The sequence below is a fragment of the Paenibacillus sp. GCM10027629 genome (assembly GCF_042676425.1).
Taxonomy (GTDB): domain Bacteria; phylum Bacillota; class Bacilli; order Paenibacillales; family Paenibacillaceae; genus Paenibacillus_K; species Paenibacillus_K terrigena.
Genome location: NZ_JBHTGZ010000009.1, coordinates 574,191 through 598,327, shown reverse-complemented (window position 1 = coordinate 598,327; position 24,137 = coordinate 574,191). Strand labels below are relative to the sequence as shown.

General features: G+C 46.6%; 27 protein-coding genes and 1 pseudogene. 8 read left to right on the top strand and 20 right to left on the bottom strand.

From position 1 onward, the window contains the following. Positions 1-46: 46 nt before the first annotated feature. The 5 genes from add to ACFQZR_RS12115 all read right to left on the bottom strand — a co-directional run bounded on the left by add (position 47) and on the right by ACFQZR_RS12115 (position 5,783). Complete coding sequence (add, locus tag ACFQZR_RS12135; RefSeq protein ID WP_379346121.1) at positions 47-1,051, bottom strand: adenosine deaminase; 1,005 nt, start codon at positions 1,049-1,051, stop codon at positions 47-49. Then, positions 1,048-1,992 (bottom strand): ABC transporter permease, encoded by a 945-nt coding sequence (locus ACFQZR_RS12130; RefSeq protein ID WP_379346119.1) that lies wholly within the window; start codon positions 1,990-1,992, stop codon positions 1,048-1,050. Before ACFQZR_RS12130 ends, add begins: the two co-directional genes overlap by 4 nt. Beyond that, complete coding sequence (locus tag ACFQZR_RS12125; protein ID WP_379346117.1) at positions 1,985-3,034, bottom strand: ABC transporter permease; 1,050 nt, start codon at positions 3,032-3,034, stop codon at positions 1,985-1,987. The genes ACFQZR_RS12130 and ACFQZR_RS12125 overlap by 8 nt, the downstream gene beginning before the upstream one ends. Next, entirely contained in the window at positions 3,027-4,583 is a 1,557-nt protein-coding gene (locus ACFQZR_RS12120; protein ID WP_379346115.1) for an ABC transporter ATP-binding protein, read from the bottom strand. Before ACFQZR_RS12120 ends, ACFQZR_RS12125 begins: the two co-directional genes overlap by 8 nt. Positions 4,584-4,664: 81 nt before the next feature. Further along, entirely contained in the window at positions 4,665-5,783 is a 1,119-nt protein-coding gene (locus ACFQZR_RS12115; protein WP_379346113.1) for a BMP family ABC transporter substrate-binding protein, read from the bottom strand. 175 nt (positions 5,784-5,958) lie between these two features. Between ACFQZR_RS12115 and ACFQZR_RS12110 the strand changes: the two genes are divergently transcribed. Further along, complete coding sequence (locus tag ACFQZR_RS12110; protein ID WP_379346111.1) at positions 5,959-6,690, top strand: helix-turn-helix transcriptional regulator; 732 nt, start codon at positions 5,959-5,961, stop codon at positions 6,688-6,690. A 78-nt stretch (positions 6,691-6,768) separates the two neighbouring features. Here ACFQZR_RS12110 and ACFQZR_RS12105 read toward each other — a convergent pair whose 3' ends face one another. Next, the gene (locus tag ACFQZR_RS12105) at positions 6,769-7,962 is read right to left on the bottom strand and encodes a Gfo/Idh/MocA family protein (RefSeq protein ID WP_379346109.1); all 1,194 of its coding nucleotides are present in this window, start codon (positions 7,960-7,962) and stop codon (positions 6,769-6,771) included. A gap of 270 nt (positions 7,963-8,232) precedes the next feature. Then, a complete protein-coding gene (locus tag ACFQZR_RS12100) occupies positions 8,233-8,964 on the bottom strand; it encodes a ThuA domain-containing protein (protein WP_379346107.1) in 732 nt (243 codons plus the stop codon). Positions 8,965-9,159: 195 nt separating this feature from the next. Between ACFQZR_RS12100 and ACFQZR_RS12095 the strand changes: the two genes are divergently transcribed. Further along, positions 9,160-10,041, top strand: coding sequence for a helix-turn-helix domain-containing protein (locus ACFQZR_RS12095; protein ID WP_379346105.1), 882 nt, complete (start codon positions 9,160-9,162; stop codon positions 10,039-10,041). A 129-nt stretch (positions 10,042-10,170) separates the two neighbouring features. Here ACFQZR_RS12095 and ACFQZR_RS12090 read toward each other — a convergent pair whose 3' ends face one another. From ACFQZR_RS12090 to aepX, 3 genes and pseudogenes are all read right to left on the bottom strand, one after another. After that, on the bottom strand, positions 10,171-10,905 hold the full coding sequence (locus tag ACFQZR_RS12090; RefSeq protein ID WP_379346103.1) for a YheC/YheD family protein: 735 nt from the start codon (positions 10,903-10,905) through the stop codon (positions 10,171-10,173). 88 nt (positions 10,906-10,993) lie between these two features. Next, positions 10,994-11,116 (bottom strand): annotated as a pseudogene (locus ACFQZR_RS12085) (2-aminoethylphosphonate--pyruvate aminotransferase); the annotation flags it as partial. Next, positions 11,115-12,008, bottom strand: a complete 894-nt coding sequence (gene aepX, locus ACFQZR_RS12080; protein ID WP_379346100.1) for a phosphoenolpyruvate mutase — start codon at positions 12,006-12,008, stop codon at positions 11,115-11,117. The gene aepX and the pseudogene ACFQZR_RS12085, both read right to left, overlap by 2 nt. 250 nt (positions 12,009-12,258) lie before the next feature. On the opposite strand from aepX, the gene ACFQZR_RS12075 reads away from it, so the two are divergent. Together ACFQZR_RS12075 and ACFQZR_RS12070 are read left to right on the top strand one after the other, a co-directional pair. Then, positions 12,259-13,101 carry a MerR family transcriptional regulator gene (locus ACFQZR_RS12075; protein ID WP_379346098.1) on the top strand — a complete coding sequence of 281 codons (843 nt, stop codon included), beginning with the start codon at positions 12,259-12,261 and terminating at the stop codon, positions 13,099-13,101. Between the two features lie 137 nt (positions 13,102-13,238). Next, positions 13,239-14,546, top strand: coding sequence for an MATE family efflux transporter (locus ACFQZR_RS12070; protein ID WP_379348807.1), 1,308 nt, complete (start codon positions 13,239-13,241; stop codon positions 14,544-14,546). 35 nt (positions 14,547-14,581) lie between these two features. Here the strand turns inward: ACFQZR_RS12070 and ACFQZR_RS12065 are convergent, their stop codons facing one another. Then, positions 14,582-15,139 (bottom strand): SLOG family protein, encoded by a 558-nt coding sequence (locus tag ACFQZR_RS12065; protein ID WP_379346096.1) that lies wholly within the window; start codon positions 15,137-15,139, stop codon positions 14,582-14,584. A 142-nt stretch (positions 15,140-15,281) separates the two neighbouring features. Here ACFQZR_RS12065 and ACFQZR_RS12060 point away from each other — a divergent pair, with 142 nt between their 5' ends. Beyond that, the gene (locus ACFQZR_RS12060; RefSeq protein WP_379346094.1) at positions 15,282-15,494 is read left to right on the top strand and encodes a hypothetical protein; all 213 of its coding nucleotides are present in this window, start codon (positions 15,282-15,284) and stop codon (positions 15,492-15,494) included. Positions 15,495-15,498: 4 nt separating this feature from the next. On the opposite strand, the gene ACFQZR_RS12055 is transcribed toward ACFQZR_RS12060, so the two are convergent. Both ACFQZR_RS12055 and ACFQZR_RS12050 read right to left on the bottom strand, forming a co-directional pair. Then, positions 15,499-16,560: an AI-2E family transporter gene (locus tag ACFQZR_RS12055; RefSeq protein ID WP_379346092.1), complete on the bottom strand. Its 1,062-nt coding sequence runs from the start codon at positions 16,558-16,560 to the stop codon at positions 15,499-15,501. Positions 16,561-16,675: 115 nt separating this feature from the next. After that, the gene (locus ACFQZR_RS12050; RefSeq protein WP_379346090.1) at positions 16,676-17,191 is read right to left on the bottom strand and encodes a hypothetical protein; all 516 of its coding nucleotides are present in this window, start codon (positions 17,189-17,191) and stop codon (positions 16,676-16,678) included. Between the two features lie 169 nt (positions 17,192-17,360). Between ACFQZR_RS12050 and ACFQZR_RS12045 the strand changes: the two genes are divergently transcribed. The 3 genes from ACFQZR_RS12045 to ACFQZR_RS12035 all read left to right on the top strand — a co-directional run bounded on the left by ACFQZR_RS12045 (position 17,361) and on the right by ACFQZR_RS12035 (position 19,654). Continuing rightward, positions 17,361-18,128 carry an amino acid ABC transporter substrate-binding protein gene (locus ACFQZR_RS12045; protein WP_379346088.1) on the top strand — a complete coding sequence of 256 codons (768 nt, stop codon included), beginning with the start codon at positions 17,361-17,363 and terminating at the stop codon, positions 18,126-18,128. 102 nt (positions 18,129-18,230) lie between these two features. Beyond that, positions 18,231-18,890: an amino acid ABC transporter permease gene (locus ACFQZR_RS12040; RefSeq protein WP_018757255.1), complete on the top strand. Its 660-nt coding sequence runs from the start codon at positions 18,231-18,233 to the stop codon at positions 18,888-18,890. Between the two features lie 17 nt (positions 18,891-18,907). After that, complete coding sequence (locus ACFQZR_RS12035; RefSeq protein WP_379346085.1) at positions 18,908-19,654, top strand: amino acid ABC transporter ATP-binding protein; 747 nt, start codon at positions 18,908-18,910, stop codon at positions 19,652-19,654. Between the two features lie 102 nt (positions 19,655-19,756). On the opposite strand, the gene ACFQZR_RS12030 is transcribed toward ACFQZR_RS12035, so the two are convergent. The 7 genes from ACFQZR_RS12030 to ACFQZR_RS12000 form a co-directional block, all read right to left on the bottom strand. Beyond that, positions 19,757-20,323: a histidine phosphatase family protein gene (locus ACFQZR_RS12030; RefSeq protein WP_379346083.1), complete on the bottom strand. Its 567-nt coding sequence runs from the start codon at positions 20,321-20,323 to the stop codon at positions 19,757-19,759. An 11-nt stretch (positions 20,324-20,334) separates the two neighbouring features. After that, positions 20,335-20,814, bottom strand: a complete 480-nt coding sequence (locus ACFQZR_RS12025) for a DinB family protein (RefSeq protein WP_379346081.1) — start codon at positions 20,812-20,814, stop codon at positions 20,335-20,337. Positions 20,815-20,858: 44 nt separating this feature from the next. After that, the gene (locus ACFQZR_RS12020; protein ID WP_379346079.1) at positions 20,859-21,872 is read right to left on the bottom strand and encodes a phosphotransferase enzyme family protein; all 1,014 of its coding nucleotides are present in this window, start codon (positions 21,870-21,872) and stop codon (positions 20,859-20,861) included. Further along, the gene (locus tag ACFQZR_RS12015) at positions 21,862-22,509 is read right to left on the bottom strand and encodes an HD domain-containing protein (RefSeq protein WP_379346077.1); all 648 of its coding nucleotides are present in this window, start codon (positions 22,507-22,509) and stop codon (positions 21,862-21,864) included. The genes ACFQZR_RS12020 and ACFQZR_RS12015 overlap by 11 nt, the downstream gene beginning before the upstream one ends. Positions 22,510-22,538: 29 nt before the next feature. Next, positions 22,539-23,261 (bottom strand): hypothetical protein, encoded by a 723-nt coding sequence (locus ACFQZR_RS12010; RefSeq protein WP_379346075.1) that lies wholly within the window; start codon positions 23,259-23,261, stop codon positions 22,539-22,541. Between the two features lie 9 nt (positions 23,262-23,270). Further along, a complete protein-coding gene (gene pyrE, locus ACFQZR_RS12005) occupies positions 23,271-23,807 on the bottom strand; it encodes an orotate phosphoribosyltransferase (RefSeq protein ID WP_379346073.1) in 537 nt (178 codons plus the stop codon). Positions 23,808-23,918: 111 nt separating this feature from the next. Next, complete coding sequence (locus ACFQZR_RS12000; protein WP_379346071.1) at positions 23,919-24,128, bottom strand: helix-hairpin-helix domain-containing protein; 210 nt, start codon at positions 24,126-24,128, stop codon at positions 23,919-23,921. Between the last annotated feature and the right edge of the window lie 9 nt (positions 24,129-24,137).

The following is a 24,137-nucleotide window of genomic DNA, read 5'->3' as shown; positions in this document are numbered from 1 at the left end:
CCTCTCCCCATGGTTCTGAATCCATGCTCTCTGCTCTGTATGAGATCTAGCAAAAATACTTCTGCATGATTCCCGATTTAACCTCATCTTCAACGAACGCCGCTTCCATCGCGTAAGCGTTCATGCGCTGCAGCTCGCTCATATGGAAGTCGTGATGAAGCATAAGCCGCTCATACTCCTGATTCAATGTCGTATTCGATACGGTTGTGTTATCCGTATTCACGGTGACCGTGATGCCTGCATCAAAATATCTTCGAATCGGATGCGCTCCCCAAGCCGTTGCAGCCTTCGTCTGAATGTTACTGCTTAAGCACATCTCGAGCGCAATCTGCTGCTCTCGGATGTGTTGCAATAAGCCAGGGTCCTGCGCTAAACGGACACCATGCCCAATTCTTCGGGCATGAAGGCCAAAGATAGCCGTACGTATGCTCTCAGCTCCTGCCGCTTCACCGGCATGAATCGTAATCGGAATGCCTAAGCGGAACGCCTCCTCGAAGACAGGCTGGTGAAGCTCCGGCGGATACCCCGCCTCGTCGCCAGCCAGGTCAATCCCGACAACGCCCTTGCCGATGAAGGCCTGAACCTGTTCCAACACCTGCCAGTTCCATTCAATCGGGTGGTTACGTAGACAAATCAAGATAAGACGAGCTACCGTTCCAGTCGCCTGCTCCCCGGCTTGCATCCCGGCGAGCACGGCGGCCACAGCCTCCTTCAGCGACAATCCTTGCTCGATATGCAGCTGCGGGGCAAACCGAATTTCGATATATTTCACATTGTCCTTCGAAGCATCTTCTACCGCTTCATAAGCAACGCGCTTCAGATTGGCCGCTGTCTGGAGAAGCGCTGCGGGCAGCTGGAACTTCTCCAAATATTCAGCCAGACTCGTGCAATCATCCGTAACGTGCAACTTTGACAGCAATTCGTCTTCCGTGTCCGGAAGGGCGATCCCAATCTCCTGGGCCAACGCCTTAACCGTGGACGGACGAAGTCCACCGTCAAGATGATAATGAAGCTCTACTTTGGGCAACTGCTCTATCGAATTTGTCATCATGATCGGTTCGCTTTCGTCTTGGCTAGCTTACGTTTCTTCATTTTCACTTCTGTCACCGCATACACGACCAACCCGATGACCGTAACGACATAAGGGGTCGTACCGACAAGCTCGGCTGGAATCTTCAAGACTTGCAGCGCGTTCGCAAGCGCATCTGCCGCACCGAACAGCATCGAAGATAAGAACGTGCCGATTGTCGTGCTTCGACCAACCGCTTCCGCGGCGATCCCGATCCAGCCCCTGCCGGCGGTCATGTCCCGTGTGAAGAGAGACAAGTAACCCATCGACATGTAAGCACCGCCAAGTGCTGCGAAAAATCCGCTGATCAGCAGTGAAATAAACTGAATACGGTTAACCCGAACGCCTACCGATTGTGCAGCCTGCGGGTTCTCCCCGACGGATCGAATCTGCAAGCCGAGCGGCGTTTTGGCGAGCATGTAATATAATCCAGCAACGCATAACAAGGATACATACGTGAGCACGTTATGTCCTGATAAGATTGGCCCGAGCACCGGAATGTCCTGCAGGAGCGGAATATGCAAGGACGGCAGCGTCATGCTCTTCAGCGAAGTCGATGCGCCTTTATCCCCACTAACGAGGTAGAGGATGAACACCGTACCGCCGGACGCGAACATATTCACCGCGATACCGCCCAAGATAATGTGCGTCTTGAACTTCAAAGTAAAGAATCCAAGTAAAGCCGCGATCATCACGCCTGCCAATACAGCAAGCAGCAGGCCGATCCAAGCGCTTCCCGTATAGGCGCTCACAATGACGCCCGTTAAGGCGGAGACGAGCATCGTCCCCTCCAAGCCGATATTGACGATACCTGCCTTGTTCGAGATTAAGGCGCCTAGCGCAGCGAACAAGATCGGCGTCATCACGCGAAGCACCGAGAAGGCGAAGTCCGTCGAGAACAGAATATTGAAAAAGTTATTCACGGATACCCGCCTCCTTCAGCAGCATTCGTGTCTTCCAGAATTTCAGGAATTGCTCTGCGGAGATCAGCAGAATGATGACCGCTTGAACGATCGAGATCATCTCCGACGGAACGTCAGACATGCGAGCCATCAAGTCGGCCCCGATTCGGATATAAGCTAAGAATAACGAAGCACCGATGACGGATAATGGATTATTTTTCGCAAGCAGCGCAACTAAGGCACCATCCATGCCGTATCCCGGCAGTGAAGTCCATTGGAACCGGGAATACATCCCGAGCACTTCAACCGATCCGCCCATACCAGCCAAGAAACCTGCGATCAGGTGGACTGTGATAATCACTTTGGTCGTATTGATGCCGGAATATTCGGCAAAGGCACGATTCGAGCCTGTCATGCGAAGCTCATAGCCCCATTTGGTCTTATACATGTAATAATGCACGGCGAAAATGCACAGGAGCGCAAGAATAAGCCCTGTATGAATACGTGTTCCAGGAATGATGTTGTCCAGCAGCGCTGTCTTCTGAAACTTATACGAAGCATTGATGAATGCTTGCGTATCGCGCAGCTTGTAGTTCAGCAAGTACAATCCGACACCGAACAGAATGCTGTTGAACATTAATGATGAAACCAGCTCGTTCACATTCCATTTGGCCTTGAAGTAACCCGGTATGGCCGATAACAGAGCACCCGTTAATGCACCGGCCAAGATCGCCACGCCCGGATGCAACCAACTGCTCAAGGTCGCATGAATCGCGATGGTCGATGCCAAGATACCAGAGAAATAGAAGAGTCCTTCCGCACCAAGATTGAATAAATTCGTCCGGAACAGCAGCACGACCGATAGACCGGTGAACATTAATGGGATCGACATTTCAATGACATTACCGATATGCGCCACTGAATTGATCGGCTCGAACAGGAAAATCATAATCGTTCCGACGGGATCTTTGCTAATAATGGCAATAATCAGGAACGTAAGGAGCAGAGAAATGAGAATAACCGCAACGGTCCGAATCTTCTCAAATTGGGATGCTCTAAACATGGATAGCCCTCCTTACTTCAGCTTCGCTCTGCACGTTGAGACCTAACATGGCAAAGCCTAAATCTTCTTCCGTCACTTGTTTGACATCCGGGTAATAAGCGACAAATTGACCGTTATACATCACGAGCAGGCTGTCGCTGACTTCCAGAATCTCGTTCAAATCGGCCGACAGCAGTAGAATGGCGCAGCCGTCCTCCCGCATTTCTAGCAGCCTCTGGTGAATAAGCTGGGCCGCTCCGATATCCACGCCTCGCGTCGGCTGTTCGGCGATCAACAGCTTAGGATCCGCCTCGCATTCCCGTGCGACGACGACTTTCTGCATGTTGCCGCCGGATAGCATACCGATAGGCTGTGCTGGGCCTTTGCAACGGACTTTATAACGTTCAATTTGCTCTTCCGAGAATTGGATGATTTTCTTTTTATTCAGCGTCAATCCTTTGTTCCAAGCCTTCATTCGGTAGAACATGGACATCAGGTTGTCCGAAATGCTGGCATCTTTCGCCACCCCTTGACGCATACGGTCTTCCGGGATATACGATACGCCAACATCCCGAATTTGCTTAATTGAGTGCCCTAGAATCGTATGTTCACCGACCGTAACGGTACCTTGTGCATCAGACAGATTACCTGTTAGCGCATTGACGAGTTCTGCTTGTCCGTTGCCTTCAACGCCTGCAATCCCTACAATTTCGCCTTCGCGAATCGTAAAGCCGATGTTGCGAAGCAAAGGCTTGCCGTCCTCGTTCTTATACGATAGATTGTCCACACGGAGAACCGCTGCACCGGGCTCGCGAGTCCCTTTGTCGTATTTCAGCACGACGTCCCGACCAACCATCAAACGCGATATTTCCTGCTCAGACACAAGAGCCGTCTCGTGTACACCTTCGGTCTTGCCGGCGCGCATGATCGTAATTCGATCGCAAATCTCTTTCACTTCCTTCAGTTTGTGCGAGATGAACACGATTGTATGGCCTTCCCGCTTCAACGCCTTCAGCTCTCGGAATAACTCTTCCGTTTCTTGCGGTGTCAATACGGCCGTCGGTTCGTCTAAGATGAGAATTTTGGCGCCACGAATGAGTACCTTCAGAATTTCGACCTTCTGCTTCATCCCGACGGATAAATCCTCTACCTTCGCAAGCGGATCGATCGCGAGATTGTATTTCTTGGACAGCTCCTCCGTCAGTAGGACAGCTTCCTTATAGTTAATATTGAAGCCCTTCGTGGGTTCCATACCGAGTATAATATTCTGAACCACCGTGAACGATGGAACGAGCATGAAATGCTGATGCACCATCCCGATACCATTATCGATAGCATCCTGAGCCGACATAAATCGTACCTTCTGGCCCGCCAGCAGCATTTCGCCTTCACTCGGTTCTTCCATCCCGAAAATCATCTTCATAAGCGTCGACTTCCCGGCTCCATTCTCGCCGACGATCGCATGAATTTCGCCCTCGTCGAGCGAGAAATTCACATTGGAATTGGCGACGACACCGTTCGGATAAACCTTCGTAATGTTACGCATTTCCAGTAACGGAGTAGACTCCATGACGTGATATCTCCTTTCATACCGCATTTGTAGACAATGAGAAGGGGCTCCGGCTTGCAGAACCCCACCCTCGCAAATGAATTATGGTTTCACAGAACGGCGAATTTCTTCGATCTTAGCCGTATCCATGCCCATCGCATTGCTAACCTTGATCTCGCCAGAAGCAAGCTTCTTCTTCAGATCTTCGATTTGCGATCTAATTTTTTCAGGCAGCACGCTGTCGTAGACGCTGTTCTCCGCAAGGCCTACGCCATTTTTCTGAAGACCGACAACTTCGAGGCTTCCTGTCGTCAGCTTGCCATCTTTGGCTTCTTTTACCGCGTTGAAAATCACTTCATCGATTTTTTTGATCGCAGAGGATAGAATCAGGTTTGCTTTTTCTGGATCCGTTCCTTGCATCATCGCTGATTGGTCGGAATCGACACCCACTGCATACTTCTTCTGATCTTTGGCTGCGTCGAACACACCAAGTCCCGTACCGCCAGCAACGTTAAAGATGACATCGACGCCGGATTTGTACTGAAGCAACGACAGCTCTTTTCCTTTACCCGGATTCGCAAAGTCTCCCGCATAAGAGATAGCCACCTTAATGTCCGGCACAACGTATTTGGCCCCTTCGATGTAACCGATCAGAAAGGCGTTAATGCCAGGGATGTCCATGCCGCCGACAAACCCGATTTTTTTATCCGGATTCGCATTTGGAAGGTCCGAAGTGGATGTTAATGCTGCCATTGCTCCAGCTAGGAAAGATACTTCGTTCGTCGCGTAGGACACCGCATAGACATTCGATGCTACTTCGTTGATATCCGTATCATAATTAATGAATTTTTTGTCTGGATAACGCTCTGCTGTCATATTCATGAGCTCCGTAATTTGCGAGCCCCCGGAAATAATGACGTCCCAATCCTGGGATGCAACGTCATTGAAGGTCGGTTCCCATTTTGTCTGGTCCGCGCCCATTTCGATGACTTTCGTCTCCGCGCCAAGCTCATCTTGGACTTTCTTCAAGCCCGTATTCGCAGCGTCAAAAAACGATTTATCCCCCAGCGTTCCTGGAATAAGCAGCACAACTTTGTATGCGTCCTTGCCGTTATTTGCAGCATTTGCATCTGACCCTGCACTTTCGTTCGTCGTGTTTTTGGAGCAAGCGGTTACAAGAATCATAACCATGAGGACGAGTAAGCTTATCGTTTTTTTCATGACCGAACCCTCTTTTCATAGTTGTATTGATCACAACGACGACCGGATAATTTTAATATTTGGCTATCGCTGTGCTATAATCCTAACAAAATAGCGAGCATTATTTTATCCGAATTCGGTCAATATTATTATAGGATATGGCTATGGGGGTGCGATTCTGAGCTCACTAGACTTTATGTTCTATTCCACAAGGGAATCGAAACGATATATTCCACTGCATCGTCATGATTGCTATGAGTTTGTTTATTATTTTGGCGGTTCGGGCGAGTCGCGAATTGGCTCCAAACGGTTTACTTTCAGCGATAATCGATTTGCCGTGATTTCACCGGGAACGCTGCATGACGAGCGGCATGATTCTGAAGGGGACGTTCTATTCATTGGATTTCATAGCGACAACGAGGCGCTGCGCAAGCTGGACGGTATATTCGAAGATCACGGCAGCCGAATGAAGGAATTGATTCTGCGCATGAACGAAGAGTTTATGGAGAAACAGCCGTCTTATGACGAGATGCTAAATATCATGACAGGCGAGTTGATCATACTCATCGAACGTTTGACGACGATCAAAAAAATCGAGGAAGCTTCCATAAACCAAATGCAATATGTTCGAAATTATTTGGACGAGTTCTATCGGGAGAAGATATCGATCCGGTCGCTTGCCAAAATGTCAGGATACAGCTATGATCGATTCCGCCATCTGTTCAAGGAGAAGTACGGCATGGCGCCGCTCCAGTATATCTTCAAGAAACGGATCGAGTATGCCAAACTGATGCTCTATGAAACGAACGAGCAAATCTCCGAAATTGCGCTAACGTCGGGATTTTCTAGCGAAGCGCAGTTCTGCAGCATGTTCAAGCGTGAGACGGGCACGACTGCTACGGCTTTTCGACAGCGCACCAAACGATAAAATGCAAGAAAGCAGTTGCTCCCCATCCTCTTCAAATGGGTTGCAACTGCTTTTTTATCCGATACACATCTCACTTGCCTAACGTTTGGTATTCATCCACTTACCATTCGTGAAATCCGGGATCGCTACCGCCTGACCGCCCGTGGCGATGGAACTCTCGCTAAGCGCCGAGATGCTCATCCAACTCGCCATATCATAGACATCGATCGGCGTCTGCGTTCCTTGCTGCACGCTGTCGAAGAAGTCTCGCAGAACTAGCCAGTCCATGCCGCCGTGGCCCTGCTTGATGCCTTCCTTCTGATACGCCTCCCAGATCGGATGATCGTATTTCTCCCGATACTGCTCGATATTTCCCCATTGCCCTTTCCAATCCGCCTCGTGGCTATGCTCCCCGTCAATGAACAAGGAATCGTTATCCTCGGTATACATGCCCTTGGTTCCGCGAACCGAGAAGTTTCTTGAATAGTAGCGTGGCAGCGTCGTATCGAGCGTCAACGTGATCGTCTCGCCGCGAGCGCACTTGATTGTCGTCGTCACAATGTCGCCTTGCAGGAAGTTCACCTTCGCGAGCTCCTCGTCCTGCTTCACGTTCTTCACGTAATCATGAAGCCCTGCTGACTTGGACGCGACGGAGACGAGCGATACCATCCGATTGCCATGATTGATGTCGAGGATGCGGGCAATCGGTCCGAGCTGATGCGTCGGATAATTATCGCAGTTGCGGTGAATATAATTGTTCAAGCGATAATGGCGATTCTCCTTGCCATAGGCGATCTCATAGCGCAAATCATGCATGTATCCACCTGTACAGTGAACAATCTCCCCAAGCACGCCCTGCTGCACCATATGCAGGAGCATCAGCTCTGTTCGCCCATAACAGCAATTTTCCAGCATCATGACTGGCACTTTGGTGCGCTCATAGGTTTCAACCAGTTTCCAGCATTCCTGGATGGAATATGCCCCGCCAACTTCGCAGGCCACGTATTTGCCATGCTCCATCGCGGCGACCACCAGATGGATATGGTCCGCCCACGAGGTGGTGACCACGATCGCATCCACCGACGGCATTTCTACAATCTCTGTATAATCCTTCGTCGTGATCGGCCGCTGACGTCCCGACTGCTCCACGATTTTCGCCGCTTGTTCGCAGCGATCCTCGTATAGATCACAGACCGCAACCACTTCGATATCATCCATATGCAGCATTAATTGCATCATCCCGATGCCTCGTCCACCTAATCCAATCACGCCGATTTTCATTTTCGACTTCATGCTGATCTCCTCCATCGCCTTCATGATTATGCCCAAAGGCCACCTAACCCTTAGGTCTCTGATTCATCCTCTAAAATATTCCTGATGACCACCCCTCATTCCTTCCATTTTGTCACAAAAATTTTCTTTTACATCAAAAAAAAGAACAAAAAAATCGATATAAATGATGAAATCAATCATCATTTCACATATGACTTTAAGGTCCATATAGAAAAAGGACTGCCCTTAGGTCATCGATGGATGATCTTGGGCAGTCCCTATGAAGATTTTCTATTTTCCGATTTTCTCGATTGGATCTACACGTCCATAAGTCACGTTCGGCGCTTGCGTTGGAGCTGCCCAGCGGACTGCGTTCGAGATCACCTTCAAGACTTCTGGCTGATGGTACACAGGGAAGGTCTCGTGACCCGGTCTGAAATAGAAGATTCTCCCTTGGCCTCTGCGATAGCAGCAGCCGCTGCGGAACACTTCACCGCCCTCGAACCAAGAGATGAATACCAATTCGTCCGGTGCAGGAATCTCGAAGCGCTCGCCATACATTTCTTCTTTTGGAATTTCGATATATTCGCCGAGCCCTTCCGCAATCGGATGACCAGGCTCGATGACCCAGATCCGTTCTTTCTCGCCGTCATCACGCCATTTTAACGCACCTGTCTTTGTTCCTAGCAATCTCTCGAATATTTTGGATGCATGACCGGAGTGAAGCACGATTAATCCCATGCCGTCTAGCACTCTGCTGCGGACCTTCTCAACAATGTCGTCACGTACTTCTTGGTGAGCGATATGCCCCCACCAAATCAATACATCCGTGTTCGCGAGCGTCTCATCGCTTAGTCCTTGATCCGGGTCATCCAGAACAGCTGTCTTCACTTCGAATGTATCTTCTGTTTTCAAATAGCTGGCAATCGCGTTATGAATCCCTTCCGGGTAAATGCCTGCTACCACTTCATTGTGACGTTCATGTCGATATTCATTCCATACGGTAACTTGAATGTGTGCCATAATTAATCCTCCTAAGGTAGTGTGATCCAACGTTCCTCTTCACAAGATTGAGGATTGCGTCTATCGTGACTTGATTGGTTTGTCGTGGTGATTAGAATTTCTACCTTAGTATAGATTGTGATAGAATAATTGAGAATGTCGGATCAAGACACTTTTGTACAAAAGCGACTTTTGGATGAATGAAGGAGAGTATCGATGCTTGCAATTCCTATGGACACACTGTCCACGATCAAGCTTGTCGGTTATGTATCATATAAGACGCCGTGGCGTCATTTTAGACGCAATGTGAACGAGTATATCCTCTACTTCATGAAGAGCGGCGAGATGCATATCCAGGAGAATGGTGTTCAATATATTCTAAAAAAAGGCGACTCCTTCATGCTGGAACCAAACCTTGAGCATGAGGGAACGGCGAAGCATGCCTGCGACTATTACTATATTCATTTTACGCATCCAGAGATTCAATCCGTTGAAGTCGAGGATCTCCATACTCTTGCAAGACGTATTCTTCTCGAGGAAGGCGGGGGCGGAACGCCCATAGAACCTTCCATCTGTTATCTGCCGAAATATGTTCGGTTTGCGACGAGCTCAAGACTCCAGCATTTCTACCATGTCCTAAGCGAGATGGTGCAGCTCTATCACGGCCGCTCTTACAACCGAACACTTACAGCGATGCGGTTATCCGAGCTCTGTATTGAGATTTCCCGAGAATATCTGATGACGGAGCTGCAGAGCAATCATCAGAAGAACACGAAGTCTTTAATCAAACTGAATGCGCTGCTAGACTTCATTCATTTGAACTATGCGCGCAAAATTACCGGAGCCGATATTGAGCAGGAATTCGCATGCAACTTCGACTATATGAATCGTGTGTTCAGCCAAGTGACAGGGCATACGATTACGAAATATATCAATCAGATTCGGATCAATCATGCGAAGGAATTGCTAGATGCCACCCATCTAAGTATCGGCGAGGTTGGTTATCTCGTGGGTCTAGAAGACCCTTATTATTTCAGCAAGGTGTTCAAGAAATATGTGGGCATGTCGCCAAGTGAGTATAAGGGGGAGCTTTGTTGATAGTTACCGACCGGAAGAACTCAACTTTCTCACACTGAAATACCCAAACGAGGCTGTGACAGAAGTTCAGATTCGAACTTTTGCATCAGCCTCTTTAAGTAAATAGATATAGGAAGTATAGCCGATTTGTTATTTAGACTTCCACCTCCGAATACGTCGATACATGGTGCGGTCCCGAAGTTTGAGAAAATGAGACATGGATGGCCGTCTATTTGCTTCGATGATCCATAAATGCCCCGTTTTATCCACTCCCATATCGAGACCATAAATACGTTGACTGGGATAGATTTGTTTTAATCGGCTTGCTGTTGTGACAGCTAGTCGATTAATTGCGGGCAGCAAATTGCGTTTCTTGGAAGGTTGTAGTGAACTTTTCCGAATAGCAGTCCGAACTTTACGAACAGTTCCTCCGCTTCTTGTGATATTTGTAACAATATATCCTTTTCCTGCTACCTTAGCAACTTTACCAGTTACTTTCCATTTTTTCGAGTTTCTTTTGCGTTGAACAATGACCCGCAAATCGAATGTCCGGCCATTTATCTTCGCAAGGCTAATTCGAGGCTGTACTAAATAATCATGCGTCCTGGAGTGAAGCTGAATGTGATTGAAGACTTCTTCTTTTGTATTCACATGATCAATGTTAGACTCATGATGAATTCGATATTGACCGCTTGTAAGTGATGTTACCCGATAGACGTTTCTGCCGCGACTGCCGTTAATCGGTTTAAAAATGATATCACTATATTTATCGAGCAGCTCTCTGAAATTAGTTGGGGTTGCCATTAACGTTACAGGAATATGCGGCCTGAGTCGATCGTCTTGCTTCATAAATTCATTTTTTCTAATTTTTTCAGCTCCGCTCATCACTCATCTGCCTTTCGAAAGAAATCACTTGTCCGCGGGTAATTTTCAAGAGATTTTAAGAATGCTGTCATCCCCGATGTTCGCGATTATCCAGCTTACCGGGATAAATCGTAAAACCCTGATCGTATAAATAATCGTGCATCTCCTGAAAATCGTATCCGCGGCAATCCGGTTCGACAATGGACGTTACGATCTTGGAGTGATGTTCCTTACTCACCTGAAAGGTTATCCATGGAAGGCAGATACTTCTTTTCTGCTTTTTGAAGCTCTTCTGCCTCTTGCAACCGGAAGATTTCTTCTAAAGTGGCCACGCTGCCTTCGACATTAACAATGCTTTTTTCGTTGAAAATTTTTTGGGATATCTTTTGCATTGCAGCAATGGATGCTCTCATGTTGTGGTTTGCCCAGATAACGACATTGACCCCCAGTTCCTGAAACCGCTCCGTCGGCGTGGAATAGTACTTGGTTGGTACAAGTACTACCGGATGTCTACCGGCCCATTCATTCATAAAAGCTTCAATTTCTGTAATATCCGAACTTTTGCTGTGCATCAAAATCGCGTCTGCACCAGCCTGTCGATAAGCCTCTGACCGTTTCAATGCCTCTTCTAGACCCCATCCTGCAATAAAGGCTTCCACTCTCGCCACAACCATAAAGTCGTCGTCAAGCTGGGTATCTTTCATCGCTTTGATCTTGCCGCAGAACTCTTCAATATCTGCAAGCGGCTGGGCCTCGCTGTTAAGAAATGAGTTCGTTTTCGGGAATAACTTATCTTCAATACATACGCCTGCGATATGACGCTGTTCTAACTTTTTCACCAATCGTCTTGCGTTGTTGAAGTTTCCATATCCGGTATCTCCATCCAATAGAATCGGGATCGTCGTCGCATCGCTCATAAACTCTAGAACATCCAGAACTTGTGTCCAGGAGGCTTCATTATTGTCCCTTACACCCAATGATGCGGAAATGGATAATCCGCTGGCCCAAATCCCTTTGAATCCTGCCTCCTCTACAATTTTCGCCGACAAGCCATTATGGGCCTCCATCAAAAAATCCAAATGAGGTGAATGAACGATTTGCTTGAATTGTGACGCTTTCTTCATGAGCTGTATCCTCTCTGTCGTTGTTGAGATATGCATTAATCTGTGATATATACTTATTCCGTTTCATTCGAATTGTTGTAGGCTACATGTCCGTTGAACCGCCCTCTTAATAAGATGAAAAAAAGCATTTGACTCCTTCAAGATTTTGAAGGTTCAAATGCTTCTATGGATCCATCTATGAGGCACGCTTGAATAGTGATTATTCATGGTATGATAGGTCTAACCTGCAGATCTGAGGAGGCATCACTGGATGTTAAAAAATCAACGGTTTACGATTGGCGAGATGGCAAAAATGCATTGCATTCCCCAATCGACGTTACGATATTATGATGAAAAAGAAATCTTCCAACCGAGCAAAGTTGATCCCGACACCCACTATCGCTATTACACAACCGATCAATTCCCGCTCATCAATTCCATTATGTTTCTTCGGCATTTAGGCGTCCCACTTCATGAGATCAAACAATATACGGATCAGCGTACACCGACCGTAGCGCTGGGTTTATTGCAGAAACAGAAGGACCTAGTGCTCCAGAAGCAAAAAGAGCTTGAATATGTTCTCTCCAAAATTAATCACCATATCGACATCATTAGAAACACATCGCAGGCCTCCAGCGCGGAAGTTGTATTTCGGACCTTGCCGCAAAGAGCGATGTTATCCGTCGAAGTCGTTAACCCTGCAACCGACGAAATGTTCGAATACTATATTCTTTCACTCCAAGAAAATCTGCGGAATAGCTTGTCCTTCCCGAATGTCGCTTTGTTCTCAGGGAATATCGGGGTTACAATCGCAAAAGAATCCATTCTTGCCAACAACTATCAGGAATTTCGCCGCGTTTTCTATTTTCTCGATACCATAACCGAACCCATCCCTCGAAGCGAGTTCATTGAGGCCGGACTCTACGCCTGTATCCAGCATCACGGCAGCTATCTGGACACCCACAAATCCTATGCGATCTTACATCAGGCGATTCAAGCGCATGGCTTCGACATTCAAGGTGATTCCATCGAACTCGGCTTAATCGATCTATCGATGACCGAAAATGAAGATGAATTCGTGACAGAAATCCAAATCCCTGTCCAAAAAAGATAATAAAAAACTCCTCTTCTTGGTATTGACCTTCAAGTAACTTGAAGGTTTACAATGTGAAAACCAACAAGATAAAGGAGTTTTTCGTCGTGCAAGAAGTATCTGTATCTGCTCATCAACATTTACGCGAACAAAAAATCATGCCATTGTTCGTATCCTATTTGATCCCCGCCGTCCTTGGGATGGTATTAATGTCCGTTAATATTATTATTGATGGCATCATGGTTAGCCGCGGTGTCGGAGCGAATGCGCTGGCCGGGGTAAATGTATCGCTGCCTGCCTTCTCGATCATCTTCTCCATATCATTATGGATTAGTATTGGAGGCGCAACGTTATATTCGATGGCTCTGGGGGAGAATGATATTCCGAAGGCGCGGAGCGTATTTACCCACTCCATCATCACCGCGATCGTCGTGGTCCTGTTAATTACAATGCTCTGCTTGTGGAATTTGGAACGTGTCGCGCTTCTGTTCGGGGCGAACGAAGTCATTTTGCCTTATTCCGTGGATTATTTACGAATCTTATTCACATTCGGCATCGTCTACGTGCTGGAATCGGTCCTCAGTACATTTATCCGCAATGACGGAAATCCAAATCTAGCGATGGCTGGATTGATTACGACAGCGGTATTGAATATCATCTTGAATTATTTCTTCATTTTCGTTTACGGCTGGGGAGTTCAAGGATCTGCGGCAGCCACAATTCTATCCGCTGCAATCGGATTCCTCGTTCTACTGACTCATTTCATGCGCAAAGACAGTATCCTAAAGCTTACTTTCATCCGATGGGACTGGACAATGCTGCGTCATATTATCGTCATTGGGTTTCCTAGCTTCGTAACGGAGATTGCGGTTGCCATTGTAACAATCTTATTCAACATCACGTTCATATCCTATCTAGGTGAGACGGGGGTTGCGTCTTATGCCATCGTCAACAGTATCCATTCCATGATGCTGCTCGTATTTCTTGGTGTTGGCGCGGCACTGCAGCCCATTTCGAGCTTCCATTATGGTGCCGAGCTGTTCGATCGATTGAAGCAAGCGCTGAGGCTTGCGATTAAGACTGCCGTATGGCTCGGAGTTGTCGCTATTATCGTAGGGTATTTCGGAGCGGACTATCTCATCTTGCTATTCGGGGTGGAGTCGGAACAACTGTTCACCATGACAAGTGTAGGGATCGGGTTATTCTTCCTTCAATATTTGTTCCTTGGCTACAATATGGTGTACGCCGAGTATTATCAATCGATTAATCAGACAGGGAAGTCGCTTGCCATTATTCTTAGTCGAGGCTTGATCTTACTCCTCCCACTGATCTGGATCCTGCCGAACTGGTTCGGCGCGACAGCGATCTGGCTCGTTGCTCCAACAGCTGAGGCTATCACTGCGCTCGTACTGTTCATCTTCGTTCGCCGCAACAAGCAGCAAAGGGCAGTGATGATACCATCATAAGGATTTAACCATAGCAGCTGGGTGAGGATCTCATTTCATTCGATGTACCTGAGATTCTCTTCCTCTGCAATACTCTGGATCTCCTCCGACGAAATGCCAATGATCGGATAGTCTTCTTCCTGCTGCTTCTTCAAAGCGCGTTCTTTGTAAAATCGTGGACTGCCTTCAGCTGCATCTTCATCATAGAACAAGAGAATGCCGTCAGTCTTGCGGAAGAGCAGATCGTCCCTTGCCCTTAGCTGCCAACCTCCGCTATACGGCTCTTTGCTTACCGATGCGTAATAGTCCACACCCTTCAGCAGCTTCTGATAATAGTCTTGCTTGTCCTCTTTCCACTTCTCATCAGGATTCATATAAGCCGTCATGATGGAGACACGGAAATGGGGATAGTCTGCCTTGAGCGCAATGCCCACTTCGATGGCCCACAAGTCAACCCCGTACTGCCCAGGTGTAATCATCCATTCTAACCCTTCTTCGATCAAAGGTCTGAGCCGATTCTCGATCGCTTTCTGTATGTACCCAATCCCAACATGCTTCTGACTGAAAATTTGAAGCTCATGCGCGCGATACCCGGTGACCAGCAGATTTTTCATATGTTGCTCCTTGTCCGATAACCTCATAATCCTCTCATTATAGCGGTTCTGCCAAGAACATGCCATGCTACTGCAACTTACAGATGAATACTGCGTACAATACAGGGATACGATAAATGAATGATTTGAGGAGGCACTACACATGGGAGCAACAAAATCCAGAAAACGCAGAGAAAAGCAAATCCGTGAAGGAAAATATGATCCAGCCAATCGAAGAGGAACATGGCATGGCATTCTGCCTGTTGAACGTACGACACCAACACTTCGCGAAGCACTTGCCAAACAACAGAACAAATATAAACAAAAATGGAATCAGACGCATAAGAGCGATGATTCCATTTTTATTTTCATCTGACATGTTATTTGGTTCTCTTATCCTTATCCTCTTGTAACGCGAGCTGTTTATGCATCTCATCCTCTGGGGAAGATGTGACTTCTAGAATGTCAAGCAAGAACATGAAAATCGGAATACCGATGATCAATCCCCATACACCCATGAAATGTTCCGAGAAGATCAGGATAATGAACGTATAGAAGATCGGAAGATCGGTCTTCGCCGACATCAGCTTCGGATTTAATATATACGACTCAATCGCATGCAGTATCATAATAATGATCAGAATATAGACAATATACATCAATCCGCCGATACTGTAAGCAATAATACTGAGCGGGATCAACGAAATGATAACCCCTGCGACAGGAATCAATCCGAGTAGGAAGATCATAATGCCGAGTGCAATCAATTGCGGGAAGCCCATGAAATAAAGGGCAATAACGGAAAGAATACAGTTCACAACCGCAATAATGAATTGCGCTTCGATCACTTTACCGAATGAATTAACGAATTTCTTGCAGAAATACGCTAGCTCCTCATAGAAGGGTCCAACCTTGCTGTCTTTGAATTTCGCTGTGAATTCCGTAATTCGTTTCTTCTCGAGGAGAATGAACAAACTTAAGATTAGGGCCATGAACACCTGCATGCTGATCTTACCGATGTTCGTGATATTTTTGAGGATGAGGTCAAAACCTTGCCCCAAGTATTTATCGAGTTCAATCTTCTCGATCGTCGGAGCCAAATACCTCGCGATCTCATTATCATTCGGATCGAGACTAAATCCGGTAATGAGGTCAATCAACTGTGTAATCTGTTGGGTCACGACCGGCAAATACTTGTAAATGACGGCAACGATCCCGGCGACAAGGAGGAGATAGAGCGTAACAATCACGGCCTTCTCATTGATCGGAACGATTCGCCTAATTCCTTTTGTCGTAATTGTGGAGAGTTGATTCATCAAGAAGGTGAAGATGAACGTGATAAGAATAAGATTGATCATACTCCGCATCAAATACAGTGCAAGAGCGATCCCGATTAGAATAATAACGCGTTTAAACCCATTACTTCGAAAAAAATTAACCATGCATTCACTCCTACCCCGACACTTATCTCTATTTTATGATTTTTGACACATATCATACCTATACGCAATTACAGCCATTCCGTTCCAATAATTAATTGCTAATCCTTGCGTAATATTAACCCCGATACCACACGATGGACATGAATCCTAACCAGATTGCAAGCGGAATCAACAGGCTAAAGATGGCGTGATACCACATATACGAAGTTCTACGAAAAAGACTTAGTACTCGATCTGTAAGGAAAAACAAAACGGCAGAAATTAGGCTAATCCATACTAGAACAAAGCCAAATACGATGTGAAGACAAGCAGATACAACAAATTCTAGAATTCGGCTTCGCTGCCTTAACATGACCGTAGTGAAATAATCACTGAAGAACGATGTGGCCACACCGTACGTCGCAATCACTGGAAAGCTGTATATCATATAGATTGGTACAATGCCGCTGGTTAATCCAGTATACCATGCCTCGGATCGCGTCCCGAAGAGGTCGGGATACATCATTGCAAACACGATCCCAAACAAAGAACACGAAATCGAAGCGGCTATGAATTTCCTGGGCAATACTTCTTTGACGAAATCAATGAACCTCATCCCTTCAACTCCCATTAACTTTTTCTTATTTTTCATATGTAACATGGCTCTCTATCATTTACAACCATTTAATTCCAGACATTGAATCGACAAATATTATAGCAATGGTTGTCGACAGATTTCACTTTAGTATGCTATCATAGGATTCTGATAACGTGGTAACACACTAAAGTGTTTTATATTCGATAAAAGGTGGTCATCCTTCATGAAACGTACAGCAATTATTGGACTCGTATTCGTTGCACTCTTCACTCTTCTTACTGGCTGTTCCGGCTCTACTGACAAAGATACGATCGTCATTGGCATCGATGACAAGTTCGCACCTCTTGGGTTCCGGGATGATCGTAATGAGCTTGTCGGATTTGATATTGACTATGCAACTGCAGCTGTCCAGAAGATGGGCAAAAAGGTGAAATTCCAGCCCATCGATTGGCAGACTAAAGAATCTGAATTGAGCAGCGGTCGAATCGACTTGATCTGGAACGGCTATACCATTACCGATGAACGAAAAGAAAAAGTACTCTTCACGAAGCCGTATCTCAAAAATGCTCAGGTTGTCGTAACACTCGCGAATTCCCCCATCTCTAAGCTTGCTGATTTGAATGGCAAAGTTGTTGGGCTCCAGACGCTCTCATCCGCGTCGGATGCACTGGCTGCAAGCCCAATTCATGAAAGTGTTAAGACGGTTACAGAATTCGCTGATAACGTTCTTGCCTTGAGTGATTTGAAATCTGGACGCATTGATGCGGTGGTTATCGATGAGGTTGTTATTAAATACTACATGGCCAAAGAAAAAGATAGCTTCAAACTGCTCGATGAATCGCTGGCTCCAGAAGAGTATGGCGTTGGCGTAAAAAAAGGCAACGAAGATTTGCTGAACCAACTGCAAAAGGCACTTGATGCATTGAATCAAGATGGCACGGCTGCGAAGATCTCGAATAAATGGTTTGGTGAGGATAAAGTGCTTAAGTAGGCAAATGATATAAAATAATGAACAAGCTGGGCTTTCTTCGAGAAAGCCTGTTTTATTTCAGATTACGTATTTATTCGTTTCACCTGGAGAGGACTGTACGCTATGACTACCGATTATTTCATCAAAATTATAAAACCGCTGCTGGAAGGCGCGCAGATGACGATCCTATTATTCTTCATCGCCATTATCGTCTCTGTTCCGTTAGGGTTTCTCCTTACGCTCGCCGTGAATAGCCGTGTAAAGCTCCTCTCGCGTCTGGCCGGAATCTATATCTATCTGATGCGCGGTACACCGCTGCTCTTACAATTGTTAGTGATTTGCTTTGGACTCCCGATGATTCCAGGCATAGGCCAATACTTGGTCTTAGATCGGTTCGTCGCCGCTTGCCTCGGCTTCATCCTGAACTATGCGGCTTATTATGCTGAGATATTCCGAGGCGGACTTCTCGCAATTGACAAAGGACAATACGAAGCCGCACAAGTGCTTGGCCTGAATCGCAGACAGACACTCGTACGTATTATTCTCCCGCAAATGTTCCGAATCGCTTTGCCAGCTATATCGAACGAATCGATTACCCTCGTGAAGGATACCGCCCTGCTCTATGCGGTTGCCGTACCGGAGCTATTACACTTTGCACAGACCGCTGTGAATCGTGACTTTACATTGATGCCCTACATTTATGCAGGGATCATTTATCTGCTTATGACGCTCCTATTGACCCTCTTCTTCAAATGGCTGGAGCGCCGATTGAAATTTGATTAATAAAGGAATGGCGAATAATGGGGATTATCGAAGTATCTCAATTGAAGAAATCTTATGGATCAGTTGAAGTCTTGAAACAAATTTCTTTTGACGTGAATCCAAATGAAGTGATCGCGGTCATTGGACCTTCTGGCTCAGGAAAGAGCACGATGTTGCGCAGCCTGATTCATCTCGAAGAAGTGCAAGGCGGCAGTATTCGGATTGCAGGTCAACCCCTTGTTCAGCAAGGAACTTATGGGAAGGCGCAGGAAATCCGAGACATCACCTCACGGATGGGAATGGTGTTCCAGCATTTCAATCTATTCCCGCATCTGACGGTGACTCAGAATCTCGAACTCGCTCCGCTGCAGGTCAAGCGTGAGTCTGCAGACGCTGTTCGGCGCAGAAGTACGGCATTACTAGCAAAGGTCGGACTGTCTGAACGCGCATCCGCATTACCATCGCAGCTCTCTGGCGGGCAGAAGCAGCGTGTGGCAATCGCTCGTGCACTCATGATGAATCCGGACATTCTACTCTTCGATGAGCCGACCTCCGCGCTTGATCCGGAATTAACGGGCGAAGTTCTGCAAGTCATGAAACAGCTAGCAGAAGAGCAAATGACGATGATCGTCGTTACCCATGAAATGGGCTTCGCGAGAGAAGTCGCGGATCGGGTCCTATTCATGGATGGTGGAGAAATCATCGAACAGGGGACGCCGGAGCAATTGTTCACGAACCCGCAATCGGAACGCACACGAGCATTCTTGAACAGCAGTTATGCTTAATAACAAGACCTCTCCAATGGATCCAATCGATCCGATGGAGAGGTCTTTTCTTTGTTGATTCATTTACAGGTATTCGAGCAAGACGCTTCGCTATGAGCAGCTTCAATTCCAACATCGGACTATCTGTTGGAGCCGATTCCCTTCGAAAATCATGCGATAAATATCTGGCATCGATGTCTGATTCCAGAAATCAAATCCATAACTCGAATCATAATAGTTCATGATGACCGTCATGATATTGCCATGGGTCCCGATAACGATATTCTTGCCGCAATAGGCAACCAGCAATTCTTCCATCACAGGAATGGCTCGCTGCTGTGCTGCTCTCGTCGATTCCCCGCCATCCATCGCATAGTCGATATCATCGAATGATTTTGCAACCGCCTGTTTTTTCTCTTCCCACGACACATGATGATGCCCTTCGACGAATCGCTCTTGCAATGCTTCGTACGGAAGAATTGACAGATTCGCCTGATCTGCCAAAGATTGAACCGTCAGGATAGCTCTGGCGTACGGACTCGAGACAACGACATCAATCGCTTCGTTGCGAAGAATATCTGCCACCCGTTTTGCTGCCTGGGCCCCTGCTTCGGAAATGCCTCGTGTGCGCTCTTCTCCGTATCGAAAAGGTGACTCGGCATGCCTCACCATGTAGATATTCGTTCGCATGTTGTTCACCTTTAGGATTGCGAAAGCAGCACTTTATACTGTCTAATCGTGTTCAAATGCATGCCTTCGTGAAATAAATTAAAGGTTAGAAATTGCTCTGGGGAGGCGAGTTCCATCCCCGCTGATGTCGTATATGGCGGATCGATGGGTTCCTGCAGACGATGTTCAAGCGCTGCTTGAACTCGCTCGTTCTGCTGCGCTAAAAGCTGCTTCAGTTCTTCAAGGCTCGGAACACGAACCGACTCCGGTCGCGTAAGCGGTGACGTACCATTCTCGAACTGCTCTTTGAAGCCTTCTGGAAGCTGCATCGGAAGTCCAATATTTTGAAATGCGAATCGTTCGAACACGACATAAATATGGCCTAAATTCCAATGGATATGATTCCGAAACCCATCGGGAACTTGATTCGCCATTTCCTCGGAAACGCCATCAACCACTTTTAACAACATTTGACGAACGAAACGCTGCTGATTAAATACAAAATGACTCATGCGCTCAACCCCTATCGATTATTTAGTCTATTGACACTGACTTGTTACGATAACTCCTGCAATTGGCTGAATTCGGCGACAAAATCGAGCGGTATTAACGGTTCTTCGGAGATGACTTCGTGTTGATGCTGCAATAATCTCTGTAGCTGCTCCTCATTTTCCCTCGACAGGTGGCCAACTTGAATGAATACAATATACAACAGGGTATGGCGCAGCTTAATGAAATCTTGGATATAAGCAATTTCTTCGATTGTTATTGAATTTTCCCGCAGATAACCCTCCATAAAACAACGGAAAAATGTGCGCGCATAATCAGTCATATCATCATTCTTCGTAGGAGCATATCGCATCGCATAATATAAGGTGATTCCGATATCATTGACGAAATACGTATACCCACAATCGTCGAAATCGAATGGATAAATGTCGCCATGATCGATAAAGAAGTTTTTCTGATGAAGATCCGCATGCACGAGACCATAAGTATCTCGCGTTATTGGCAGAGAGCGTAAAGTCTTCAATCGTTCCTCTAAGATGCCAATGACCGGATCATCTGCCGGCAAATATTTGTCGGCTCGCAATTGTTCCTCTTGATCCCACGTCTGGCGTTGAATAAGCGGAGAGCTAACTTCGTAATTCTTCGTATGACGGTGCATTCTGCCGAGCATGGCGCCCCATTGCTCGAATAGCGGCTCATCCCACACATCCGCCGTGATATCTATTCCTCGTGCTTTGACGTAGACAATCGCAAGGAAAGAGCCCTGATCTGCAGCAATTTCCTCAACGAGATTCCCTTGTTCGGATGGAACCACACGGGAGCCTTTGATGCCTTGATCTGCTAAATAATTCACCCATTCGATTTCCCCTCGAATGTAATTCACGCTTCTGCGCAGGGTATGTGTTATTTTGAGAACGTAATCTTCGCCCTGCTTCGTATATTCATAGACGAAACTCTCAAACCCGCCCAGCGAACGAACCTCCTCCGGTTCGACACCATAACGACGAGCTGCATCATGTAAAATTTGATCTGTATATAATGCCTTAATTTCAGGAATCATCTGTTCTGTCTTCCTCCCTATGTTCTGACCATTCCGCATGGAATTGCTGCAAGAACGCCTCCATGAACTGATGTCTGTTTGCTGCGAGCTCTTTGGCATAACCCGTATTCATTAATTCTTGTAACTTCAACAATTTCTCGTGAAAATGGGCGATCGCTGTCTTCGTGTTCGAGCGATGCTCCCCCGGCTCGTGAATCAGATGCCCACGCGACCCTGCGAAGGCAAAAGTTCGCGCAATCCCGATCGCACCGATCGCATCTAGACGATCCGCATCCTGCACCACCTGACCTTCAATGGTCGTCATCGGTGCATTGTGTCCACCGTTATAAGACATGTTCGCAATGATTTCCATGACCGGTGAGATGACTGCCGGGTCTTCCCCCACACGCTCTAACCAATCTCGTACACGATCCAAACCCTCTTGCTTCGATGTATTGAGCTTCACATCCGCTACATCATGCAGCAGTGCTGCCAATTCACAAATGTAAGCATCCGCATGCTCACGATCCGCGATCTCAAGGGCTAAGTTGCGAACACGATGAACATGCCACCAATCATGCCCGCTCGGATCCGACGCTAAGAACTCCCGGGCAAATTGCTCGGCAAGTTCTATCATTTGTCCTTCCTTCCTGCGCATGTGCCACCCCCTTTGAAGTCATTTTCCTTCTATTCGTCGAGAGTTATAATCTGCTCTGGATTTTCGTATTTTCGGATGTAGAGATATGCGATCAGGAACAGCACGGTAAAGAACTCTAGGAATAACTCTGAGATCACGCCAGAGATTAGCGAGAGAAGCCATGGATCCAGATGAATGAACGTTCGAAATACATAGTCGAGTCCCCATTGAACGATGCCGATCCCCACCGCGATTAGCATGAATTCTCCTGTCCTGCCCTTAATCATCTCATTGCTTCGCTTAATCGGGTTATTGCCATAGGTGCCTTCCAGCATAATAATATAATTCACGAAGAGCATACGTACCCCGAAGATGAGTCCTGGAATAATAAAAAGCAGTAACCCAAACGCAGCGATAATTCTTACAATAAACACATAGACCGTGAGCTTGAACCAATATTTGAGTCCTTTGCGAAATGCATCCTTAAGCCCCACCTCTTCGCCATTCACGATCTTCGGGAACATCATACAGATGATTGTCGATGGAATGATGGTCAACAATGCACTCATTATTAAGTTTAATAGAATCTGAAGACCGTATACCTTACCTTCCATCGTATCTTGAAAAAAATAATAGATAAGCCCCTCCACGGGTACTGCGATAATCAATACAATGCATAAGATCTTATGGAAGTTTCGGATATAATATTGCCATGCTGTCCGAAAGAGGTTCACCACTTGCATATTATTGAATAATTCTAGCTCATTCATCATTCAGACTCCTTAAGATGTAATCTTACCTGCCTCGATTAAATCTTCCATCTTAAACAACGTATGCACGTGGAGCCCGATTTCTTCCAATTTCCGACGACCTTCAGGGTCACGTTCGATCACGCAAATCACATCCTCGACGATTGCACCTGCTTCTCTTAAATCTTGCGTACTTAGGAGTACTTGCCCGCCTGTCGTGATCACATCTTCAATAACGCAAACCCGCTTCCCATGAATCGCTGCACCTTCCGCCAATTTCGCGGTGCCGTAGGCTTTCGCTTTTTTCCGAACAAATGCTGCAGGGATCCCGGATTTCAACGAGAGAGCTGTTGCAATTGGTACAGCCCCCATTTCAAGACCTGCTAACACTTCTATTCCCTCAGGAATAAGTCCAACCAATGCTTGCGATATTCGATTTAGAACACGTGGTTCTGCCTCGAACTGATACTTGTCGAAATACTCCTGTGAGACTATCCCCGATCTAAGCGTAAAGCTCCCTGTCAGGTGTGCGACTTTGTAAATCTCTCTAGCAAGATTAGATAGATTCATAGGTTCCTCCCTAGATTTTCCATATATTATAATATACGATCCAGAAATAACCAATGTTTAATTAATTGTTGCTACAGTCTGGGTGAATACATGCTTGGCTTGGACAAATCGTTACTCCGAGAAAGACAAACCTTTCGCTTCCAGAGCCTCTTGAATCGGTTTAACTGCGCTTGGGCCAATCCCGTGTAGATTCTTAAACTCTTTTAATGATAGCTTTGAAATTTGTTCTAAATTCGTTAATCCTGCGTTCGCAAGGGCACGTAGTGCAGGCTGTGATAGACCGCTAGGGATATCATTTGGGCTAGTAAGCTTCTTATTCATCGTTACTCC

Coding starts and splice junctions, on each gene's coding strand:
- ACFQZR_RS12105 (WP_379346109.1), bottom strand. CDS start 7,962: ATGAAGTCGAAAATGAAAATCGGCGTGATTGGATTAGGTGGACGAGGC.
- ACFQZR_RS12075 (WP_379346098.1), top strand. CDS start 12,259: ATGTTAAAAAATCAACGGTTTACGATTGGCGAGATGGCAAAAATGCAT.
- ACFQZR_RS12065 (WP_379346096.1), bottom strand. CDS start 15,139: ATGAAAAATCTGCTGGTCACCGGGTATCGCGCGCATGAGCTTCAAATT.
- ACFQZR_RS12035 (WP_379346085.1), top strand. CDS start 18,908: ATGGGGATTATCGAAGTATCTCAATTGAAGAAATCTTATGGATCAGTT.
- ACFQZR_RS12030 (WP_379346083.1), bottom strand. CDS start 20,323: ATGCGAACGAATATCTACATGGTGAGGCATGCCGAGTCACCTTTTCGA.
- ACFQZR_RS12090 (WP_379346103.1), bottom strand. CDS start 10,905: ATGAGCGGAGCTGAAAAAATTAGAAAAAATGAATTTATGAAGCAAGAC.
- aepX (WP_379346100.1), bottom strand. CDS start 12,008: ATGAAGAAAGCGTCACAATTCAAGCAAATCGTTCATTCACCTCATTTG.
- pyrE (WP_379346073.1), bottom strand. CDS start 23,807: ATGAATCTATCTAATCTTGCTAGAGAGATTTACAAAGTCGCACACCTG.
- add (WP_379346121.1), bottom strand. CDS start 1,051: ATGATGACAAATTCGATAGAGCAGTTGCCCAAAGTAGAGCTTCATTAT.
- ACFQZR_RS12070 (WP_379348807.1), top strand. CDS start 13,239: ATGCCATTGTTCGTATCCTATTTGATCCCCGCCGTCCTTGGGATGGTA.
- ACFQZR_RS12000 (WP_379346071.1), bottom strand. CDS start 24,128: ATGAATAAGAAGCTTACTAGCCCAAATGATATCCCTAGCGGTCTATCA.
- ACFQZR_RS12040 (WP_018757255.1), top strand. CDS start 18,231: ATGACTACCGATTATTTCATCAAAATTATAAAACCGCTGCTGGAAGGC.
- ACFQZR_RS12015 (WP_379346077.1), bottom strand. CDS start 22,509: ATGCGCAGGAAGGAAGGACAAATGATAGAACTTGCCGAGCAATTTGCC.
- ACFQZR_RS12020 (WP_379346079.1), bottom strand. CDS start 21,872: ATGATTCCTGAAATTAAGGCATTATATACAGATCAAATTTTACATGAT.
- ACFQZR_RS12050 (WP_379346090.1), bottom strand. CDS start 17,191: ATGAAAAATAAGAAAAAGTTAATGGGAGTTGAAGGGATGAGGTTCATT.
- ACFQZR_RS12125 (WP_379346117.1), bottom strand. CDS start 3,034: ATGTTTAGAGCATCCCAATTTGAGAAGATTCGGACCGTTGCGGTTATT.
- ACFQZR_RS12120 (WP_379346115.1), bottom strand. CDS start 4,583: ATGGAGTCTACTCCGTTACTGGAAATGCGTAACATTACGAAGGTTTAT.
- ACFQZR_RS12055 (WP_379346092.1), bottom strand. CDS start 16,560: ATGGTTAATTTTTTTCGAAGTAATGGGTTTAAACGCGTTATTATTCTA.
- ACFQZR_RS12025 (WP_379346081.1), bottom strand. CDS start 20,814: ATGAGTCATTTTGTATTTAATCAGCAGCGTTTCGTTCGTCAAATGTTG.
- ACFQZR_RS12010 (WP_379346075.1), bottom strand. CDS start 23,261: ATGATGAATGAGCTAGAATTATTCAATAATATGCAAGTGGTGAACCTC.
- ACFQZR_RS12095 (WP_379346105.1), top strand. CDS start 9,160: ATGCTTGCAATTCCTATGGACACACTGTCCACGATCAAGCTTGTCGGT.
- ACFQZR_RS12115 (WP_379346113.1), bottom strand. CDS start 5,783: ATGAAAAAAACGATAAGCTTACTCGTCCTCATGGTTATGATTCTTGTA.
- ACFQZR_RS12100 (WP_379346107.1), bottom strand. CDS start 8,964: ATGGCACACATTCAAGTTACCGTATGGAATGAATATCGACATGAACGT.
- ACFQZR_RS12060 (WP_379346094.1), top strand. CDS start 15,282: ATGGGAGCAACAAAATCCAGAAAACGCAGAGAAAAGCAAATCCGTGAA.
- ACFQZR_RS12110 (WP_379346111.1), top strand. CDS start 5,959: ATGTTCTATTCCACAAGGGAATCGAAACGATATATTCCACTGCATCGT.
- ACFQZR_RS12045 (WP_379346088.1), top strand. CDS start 17,361: ATGAAACGTACAGCAATTATTGGACTCGTATTCGTTGCACTCTTCACT.